Origin of the sequence: Vibrio sp. SG41-7, assembly GCF_014164465.1 — a bacterium.
Classification (GTDB): Bacteria; Pseudomonadota; Gammaproteobacteria; order Enterobacterales; family Vibrionaceae; genus Vibrio; species Vibrio splendidus.
In genome coordinates, this window is sequence record NZ_JACJFF010000409.1 from 1 (window position 1) to 273 (window position 273).

General features: G+C 50.5%; 1 protein-coding gene. It reads left to right on the top strand.

Annotated features, from left to right (window positions below):
• Positions 1-18: 18 nt before the first annotated feature.
• Positions 19-273 (top strand): IS66 family insertion sequence element accessory protein TnpB (tnpB, locus tag H5300_RS27380; protein ID WP_182797408.1); only part of this gene is annotated, 255 nt, incomplete at its 3' end.

A 273-nucleotide genomic window follows, 5' to 3' on the forward strand; every position in this document is an offset into this window, starting at 1 on the left:
AGAAGCAGGAGAAGTAAAATGATCCACCTGACTGCTGAGAGTAAAATCCTGCTTGCGACTCAACCAGCCGATTTTCGCTGTGGTATCGATGGACTCGCCGCCCTGTGTCGTCATCAGCTAAAACAGTCGCCTCGTAGCGGAACCCTGTTTGTGTTTACCAACCGCCGCCGAACCATGCTTAGAGCATTATGTTATGACGGCTCTGGCTTCTGGTTAATCAATAAACGCCTGAGCAAAGGCCGCTTTCAAGATTGGCCCCGTCATCACCAAGAT